Below are 7254 nucleotides of genomic sequence, written 5' to 3' on the forward strand. Positions count from 1 at the left end.
TTCGCGGCCCTCGCGCTCTATTCAGCCGCGAGCGCAGCGAGCCCAGGTCCCTCCCCCGTGCTGTTCGGGGGAGGGACAGGCGCGAAGCGCCAGGGAGAGGGCGCGACGCGGCGGCCCGCGCGATCACAGGCTGACCTGTGGGCGCCGACGCGAATCGCGAACCGCCGCCGGCGCGGGAGGCCGGCGGCGGTTCGTATCTCCATCACCCCGAAGAACCTACCAGATGTGCGGGACTAGGTTCTCGGCACGCACCATCGGATCGCCCGGCTTGCAGCCGAACGCCTGCGCGAACTGCGGCATGTTGCTGAGCGGCCCGTTCACGCGCCATTCCTCCGGCGAGTGCGGGTCCACGGTGACGCGCGTGCGCAGCGACTCCGGCCTGTTGTGCTGGCGGAAGCTCTGCGCGTAGGCGATGAAGAAGCGCTGCTCGGGGGTGAAGCCGTCGATCGGCCCCGGCCGGCCGCGCCGCTCCAGCGCCCGCTGCAGCGCGTCGTAGCCCACCAGCGCGCCGCCGTAGTCGGCGATGTTCTCGCCCAGCGTCAGGCGGCCGTTGACGTGGAAGGTGTCGACCTGAATGTAGCCGTTGTACTGCTGGACCACGAGATCGGCCTGCTGCGCGAAGTGCGCCGAGTCGGCGGGCGTCCACCAGTCGCTCAGGTTGCCGCGCGCGTCGTAGTGGCGGCCCTCGTCGTCGAAGCCGTGCGTCAGCTCGTGCCCCGCCCAGCTGGCGCCCAGCGAGCCGTAGTTGCCCCCGTCGTCCGCATTCGGATCGAACGTCTGCGGCACCAGCGCGCCGGCGGGAAACACCATCTCGTTCTTGCTGGGATCGTAGTACGCGTTCACCGTGGGGATGGTCATCCCCCACTCGGTGGTGTCCACCGCCATCCCCGGGCGCGACAGCACGCGCTCCCACTCGAAGCGGTTGGCGGCGAACGAGTTGAGCACGAACGGCTGCTCCGTCACCCGCAGCCGCGAGTAGTCGCGCCAGCGCTCGGGATAGCCCACCTTCTCGCCCATCTGCCCCAGCTTGGCCAGCGCCTGCCGCCGCGTGGCGTCGCTCATCCACTCCAGGCGCCGCAGCCGCTCGCCGAACGCGGCGCGGATGTCGTCGATCACCTGCCGCGCGCGGGCCCGCGCCTCGGGCGGGAAGGTCCGGGCCACGTACGCCTGCCCCAGCGCCTCGCCCATGTCGCCGTCCGTCGCGCGCAGGCACCGCTTCCAGCGCGGCAGCAGCTGGCGCGCGCCGGTGAAGCGGCGGCTGAACGCGAAGTTCTCCTGCACGAACGGCGTGCTGAGCCAGGGCGCCGACGCATCGAGCAGGTGGTAGCGGAGGTACGCGCGCCAGTCGGCCATCGGCACCGTGGCCAGCAGCTCGGAGACGCGGCGCATGAACGCGGGCTCGGCCACGTTCACCTGCTCGCCCGGCCGCGCCAGGCCGATGGCGGCGAAGTAGCGCGACCAGTCGATGTTGGGCGTGAGCGCCCGCAGCTGCGCGACGGACATCGGGTGGTCGGTGGCCGACGGCTCGCGCCGCGCGACGCGGGTGAGCGACGCCTTCGCCAACTCCGTCTCCAGCGCCATCACCCGCTGGGCGTCGGCGCGCGCGGAGGCCTCGTCCTGGCCGGCGAGGGTGAACATCTTCGCGACGTGGTCGACGTACGCGCGGCGCAGCGAGTCTTCCGACGCACCCTGGTTGAGGTAGTAGTCGCGGTCCGGCAGCCCCAGCCCGCCGGCGTAGAACTGCGCCAGGTAGTGCGCCGCGTCGTGCGGCGCCACGTCGGGGCGGTAGCGGAAGAGAACGTTGACCAGGTCGCCGTGCAGCCGCGCCACCTCGTCGAGCAATGCCGCGCGCGTCTGCACCGCGGCGATGCGCTGCAGCGTGGGGCGGATCGGATCGAGCCCCTGCCGCTCGGCCGCCGTGGAGTCCATGCAGCTGGCGTAGTACGTCCCCAGCTTGCGCTGCGTGCTGCCGGCGGGGAGCGACGCGCGGCGGTTGGCCGCGTCCTCCAGCACCGCGCGCACGACCAGCTCGTTGCGGTCCTGCATGTCGCGCCCCACCCCCGACGACGAGTACGCGGCGGGGATGCTGTCGTTCTTCAGCCAGGCGCCCGTGGCGAACTGGAAGAAGTTGGTGCACGCCCGCGCGGAAGTGTCGATCATGGCGGCGTCGACCACCTTGAGCGGCTTGAGCTCGGCGGCGGGGTTCTGCGCCGCTGCCGCCGCGGCGCCGAGCACGGGCGCCGCCGCGAGCGCCAGCACGAGCGCGCGGCGGCGGATGGAAGATGGGTTCGGCATCGACATCTCAGCGTCAGGGACACGCGTGTGGGATGGATGCGGCCGAACGTACCGCGCGATGCGAGGCGGGGCAACGATGTTGGGACGAAACGTTCGCAACGGGGATACGGCAGACGGTTCGGAGAAAGATTGGCTTTAGGCGCGCAGGAGGATCGCATTCATTCAGCTCGCCTCGCCTTGAACTTCGATTTATCTCCCAGGTGAAACTTGATGGAGCCTACCAGTTCATTCTCGCCCGTCAGTTGGAGCCAGCCGCTGCCATGCGCCGGATCCATTTCGTCGCTTCCTCCCCAGGTAAAAACGAACCTTTGCTTCGGCGGCCTGACCTCGATGGACCCGTCGAGAGTACCAGTAACAAGACCAAACTGAAACGAGCCGAGATTGTCTCGTCGAACTTCAATGAAGGCTTGTGTCTCCATGTTGAAGTAACTGGCGTCCCATAGTTCCATCGCGTAGATGTGCCACTTTCCGATGAACGCATGCTCGTGCCGCGGCCGCTCTGTCCGGTGTACGCTCATGCGGATCTTCTGCATCAGGATTAGCCGAAGCGCCAAGCAGCCAACCGTACCTACGGCCGATCAGTCTCGTACACCTCGCCCTCCAGATCCCCCAGCTTTTCCTGCATGGCGGCGCAGGCGTCGCGGACGCCCTGGTTGTAGACGGGCGGGCCGAGCTCGCGCACGAAGAAGTCGATCAGCCGCTGCGCGCGGAAGTCGCTGATCGGGTCGTCGAACTCGTCGTCGAAATGTTCTTTCAACGAGCGGACAAGGCTCGCCCGGCGCTCGTCGGAGAGGCGGATGCGCATCGGGGAATCGCCGCGGCGGTCAGCCATGGGCCATCTCCGGGGATTCGGCGTAACGCTCGGGGGCGTAGCGCGTTGCGAGCAATCCCGTCGCCGCGTCGGGATCGATCTCCGCGATCAGCACGCCCTCGGTGCCGTACGGGAGGTGCGCCTGGCACTCGCCGGACGGGGCGATGAGGCTGGTCGCCGACTCCTGGTACGGCAGCGCGTAGTTGACGCTGGCGAAGTAGATGGTGTTCTCGCGGCTGCGCATCATCATCGCCTTCTCGTAGTACGGCGCGTCGGCGGCGCCCCAGTGCGGGGGATGCACGCCGCCGCCGTGACTGCCCGTGTGCTGGGGATGGAAGACGATCTTCGCGCCGCGCACCGCCGCCCAGCGCACCGTCTCGGGGTAGCGCCACCCCTCGTGGCAGATGGCGATGCCGAACTTCACCCCGCCGACCTCGAACAGCCGCCGCGTGTCGCCGGGGACGTAGTACCACTCCTCGGACGGATCGACCTGGTTCTTGGTCTGATGCCCGAGCAACCGCCCCTCCGCATCGAACACGTACGCGGCGATCTGCCGGCCCGCCTCCGCGATCCGCTCCATCCCCATGATCACCGCGACCCGATGCGTCCGCGCGAGGTGCGACAGGGCATCGAGCGCGCGTTCCTGCCGCGCCTCATCCCAATCGGGCACCTCGAAATCCAGCCCGCGCAGGCCGGGGAGATAGGCCTCGGGGAAGCAAACGATCTCCGCGCCCCGCGCCGACGCTTCGGCGAGGAGCCGCTCGATCTTCTCCAACCCATCCTCGAGCGAGGTGGCGACGCGGGGTGATGCCAGACCGATGATCATCGACGGTTGGGTGATGGGAATCGGGAGCACTCCACGTCCCAAGCCTCAGCGATGCAACGCCGCCGCGCAAGCCCTCGCCCGGAAAAGCCCGGCAGCCGCGGGCGAGATCACCCACGGCTGCCGGGATCAGGGGGGTGTTGCCGATCCAAGGTCCCCGGGACACCTCCGGTGTCATCCCAAGGGAGGCGCCGCGCTGTCGTCACATCGGCGCGGATGTCGGGCGCCGACCGCAGGATCTACCCGACTCGCGGACAGATCTGCTCGTTCGAGCCGACATCCAGCCCGTCGTGCAAGATCCTTCGGGCGCGCAGGGTTTCGGGCGTACGCAATCACGGTGCTCCGCGCCCTCAGGATGACATCCGATCGGCGCGTCGAGAGGTTTGGCAACATCACGGCAGCCGCGGAATCATCCCGCAGCTGCCGTGATTGCATCTTCACTACGAATTGCGATCTCCCGACCCTTCGAGGTTGTAGATCTCGCGTCGGCCGGACTCGACGAGGTCGTGGTAGCCCTCCATGATGGCCGCGAATTCCTTCTGCTCCTCGGGGTCACCGCTGGGGCCCATCTTCATGAACTCCTCCATGCTGGCGACCTCCATCTCCGCCACCAGCGTCCAGTAGCGCTCGGCGCTGACGTCGGTCATCACCCGCATCTTCCCCCACCCCTTCCGCTCGCCGAGCTCCGCCATCCTGAGGAACTTCTCGACCAGCGGACGCACCTTGCCGGGCTTGCAGTACATCACCTCGCGGATCAGCAGCATGGGTCACCTCCCGTCGGAAGGGGAACGGAGTACCTGCCGTAGGCAACCCCATTCGAGTGACGGTGACCCGCGATGGTTACGGCGAGCGCCAATGCCACGAGATAGCAGCTTGTGCGACGCCGCGAACCGCAAGACGAACCGTGAGCAGGCATCGTCGCGGAGCGTCGCCGCTATTCTGAGCGGCGCCGCCAATGCCTCGCGACTCACGAGACGAGTCAGTGAACGGGTCAGGGGTTCACAACGGCCAATTGCTGATTGATCCCGATGGCAGCTAGGAGTACCAGATTCACGATGATCAATACTATCTTGCACAAAGTGGCGGGACTCCAACCAAAGAGAGTGGCACCCGTTTGCAGTTCATCGAGATCGAAGCTTTGGACCCACCAGAACATCGGGATAAAGGTGAAGACGATGAGAATGAGGGTTGCGGCAAGCCACCCAAAGCTTCTTGATGTGGAATAGATCGAAATGGGGGCCAGCAAAGCAGCAAACAGTGCGTTGAAGAATCCAAGCAAGCTTGCCCATCCCGCAGCAACGTTGCGGATCACATCCTTCTTGTTGGTCAGACCTTCCTCTCTGGCCACAAATGTCTGTATACGAGTCGCCAGAAAGCGTTTCGTGAATCCAGATACCAGCAGCAGGTAGATTGACAGCAGCGGAGGTAAAAATCCAAACCAGTTGACCGTAGACCAGTTCCATCTCATGCTGACCGCTCCTGCTACGCATCAACGAGAATCGAAACCACCTCTCTGCGCTGACGACCTGGCTGCGGCCAGGCGATTTTCACTTCAGCCTCGATCAGTTGCTCTCCCGGTCCTCCAATCGGATCGGGTACGAGAAGAGCGGGAGCGAATTCGCAGACTTCACGATCTTGCAAGTCTGGATGATAACCAAGCCAGCATGTCGCAGTGTCTTGGGAGCCATCCGACTGAAACTTGACCTTAGCAGGAACTTGCTGAATCAAGCCTTTGCAGTACACATTGGCGGGATACCCGCCGAGGTTCTTTATCCTGATCTTGTGGCGAACACTTGCACTGACACTGCATATGGATGCAGAACCGCTGTCACTCCACGTTTCAACATACAGGTTGGGTGCAAACATGACGCTTCGGTGACATTTGGGTGGGGCGCGAAACAGTCGTTTGAGCCAGGACATCTTCTCCTCTCCGAAGTTAGTCCAGGTGGCCACCTATGCTGCGGCGACGGCTGGAGCCTCTGAATCGGCCATTGACCCCACAAGCTGACAAATCGTTTGAGCAGAAATGGTGAAATCCACACGACTGTGTTCCTGAGCGAACGCTGTATGATGCGATGTAATCCACCGCAGCAGCTCCGCTGAACACGGGCGATGCGCCGGCAGGATAATCGCTAGTTCTCTTTCATCTGTGGGATGCAATGGATTTTGTGCGATGAACGAGTATTCCATCAACTGTGAATCATGGAAATCGTATCGAGCAAAAAGCAGCTCGCGTGAGTGCCGTAATGCTTCGCAATATGCAGCATAATCTGCCGGGTCGTCCAGACGGAACTCAATCAGTTGATCCCATCCGCACTCGACCCGGAATATCATCGAGGCGCGAGCGTATTCGAACACGCTTATCATCCGTCGACCACTTGCTAGCTGACTACCCAAGCCCGTTGAGACGGCAAGGCTCTCAATTGCCTTTTGCTCGATTGCTGCAAAGTCCACGGAGCCGTCCCAAGCGAGGGTATAGCTGGATGGCGTAACGTAAAGAAAACCAAATGCTCGGCCGCCCGCATCGAGTACGTAGCCACGGCCTTCGGGGCCGGCGTCCACCGGTTGAGGTTGGAGATTGGTGAGCATCTGGATTTGGCAGATCGTACCTACGGTAACCCTAACGCGCTAGGTTACGTCTAATGAGGAACTTTCGCTTCGTCAAGTATTTAGACCGACGGTCGGCGAGCGGAATCATCCCGGTAAAGTTCCCGACCGCCAACTTGAAGCCGTACCGGCTGACCGAAAAAATATCGTGCCGACGAAGTCTCCACTCGGAGGCTTCCAACATCCTCCGCGCTTCTTAGCGATATCAGGACTATGACGGAACAGGCATGCGCAGGAGACGCGAATACGCACGGGGTTCCGCCGAGCCTCTCCGGACCTGCGGCGGCGAGAGATGCTGTTCACCGGAGTCCACACGGCCCATTCACTCACACCATGCGCTGCTCTCTCCCCGCCCTGCTCCTCCTCGCCCTCGCGGCCTGCGGCGGCGATGCGCGGCCGTCGCGCGACGCGGCGGCATCCAGCGATTCGGCGCGGTACGGGGGGACGCTGGTGATCGGGTACGCGAGCGACGTCGGCGACGTCAGCCCGCTGACGTGGCAGGTGCAGAACGCGCTGTACATGCAGCAGTTCGTGCTCTTCACCCCGCTCATCACCTACGACGAGAAGCTGCAGCCGATCCCCCGGCTGGCCAGGAGCTGGGAGGTGAACGCCGATACCACGCTGCTCACCTTTTACCTGCGCGACGACGTCTGGTGGCAGGACGGCGTGCGCACCAGCGCGTACGACGTGAAGTTCAGCTACGACCTGGCCCGCGATC

General features: G+C 64.5%; 9 protein-coding genes. 1 reads left to right on the plus strand and 8 read right to left on the minus strand.

Annotated elements, in window-relative coordinates:
• Positions 1 to 216 precede the first annotated feature (216 nt).
• The 8 genes from VF092_04815 to VF092_04850 all read right to left on the minus strand — a co-directional run bounded on the left by VF092_04815 (position 217) and on the right by VF092_04850 (position 6518).
• Positions 217 to 2295 (minus strand): M13 family metallopeptidase, encoded by a 2079-nt coding sequence (locus tag VF092_04815; protein ID HEX6746596.1) that lies wholly within the window; start codon positions 2293 to 2295, stop codon positions 217 to 219.
• 158 nt (positions 2296 to 2453) lie between these two features.
• Complete coding sequence (locus VF092_04820) at positions 2454 to 2828, minus strand: hypothetical protein (protein ID HEX6746597.1); 375 nt, start codon at positions 2826 to 2828, stop codon at positions 2454 to 2456.
• A 35-nt stretch (positions 2829 to 2863) separates the two neighbouring features.
• Entirely contained in the window at positions 2864 to 3127 is a 264-nt protein-coding gene (locus VF092_04825; protein ID HEX6746598.1) for a DUF2164 domain-containing protein, read from the minus strand.
• Complete coding sequence (locus VF092_04830) at positions 3120 to 3932, minus strand: carbon-nitrogen hydrolase family protein (protein ID HEX6746599.1); 813 nt, start codon at positions 3930 to 3932, stop codon at positions 3120 to 3122. The genes VF092_04825 and VF092_04830 overlap by 8 nt, the downstream gene beginning before the upstream one ends.
• Before the next feature lie 437 nt (positions 3933 to 4369).
• Complete coding sequence (locus tag VF092_04835) at positions 4370 to 4693, minus strand: hypothetical protein (GenBank protein ID HEX6746600.1); 324 nt, start codon at positions 4691 to 4693, stop codon at positions 4370 to 4372.
• A 227-nt stretch (positions 4694 to 4920) separates the two neighbouring features.
• Entirely contained in the window at positions 4921 to 5397 is a 477-nt protein-coding gene (locus tag VF092_04840) for a hypothetical protein (GenBank protein HEX6746601.1), read from the minus strand.
• 14 nt (positions 5398 to 5411) lie between these two features.
• On the minus strand, positions 5412 to 5849 hold the full coding sequence (locus VF092_04845) for a hypothetical protein (protein ID HEX6746602.1): 438 nt from the start codon (positions 5847 to 5849) through the stop codon (positions 5412 to 5414).
• A 33-nt stretch (positions 5850 to 5882) separates the two neighbouring features.
• Positions 5883 to 6518 carry a hypothetical protein gene (locus tag VF092_04850; protein HEX6746603.1) on the minus strand — a complete coding sequence of 212 codons (636 nt, stop codon included), beginning with the start codon at positions 6516 to 6518 and terminating at the stop codon, positions 5883 to 5885.
• A gap of 351 nt (positions 6519 to 6869) precedes the next feature.
• Between VF092_04850 and VF092_04855 the strand changes: the two genes are divergently transcribed.
• Positions 6870 to 7254 (plus strand): ABC transporter substrate-binding protein (locus VF092_04855; GenBank protein HEX6746604.1); only part of this gene is annotated, 385 nt, incomplete at its 3' end.

The sequence above is a fragment of the Longimicrobium sp. genome (assembly GCA_036377595.1).
Taxonomy (GTDB): Bacteria; Gemmatimonadota; Gemmatimonadetes; order Longimicrobiales; family Longimicrobiaceae; genus Longimicrobium.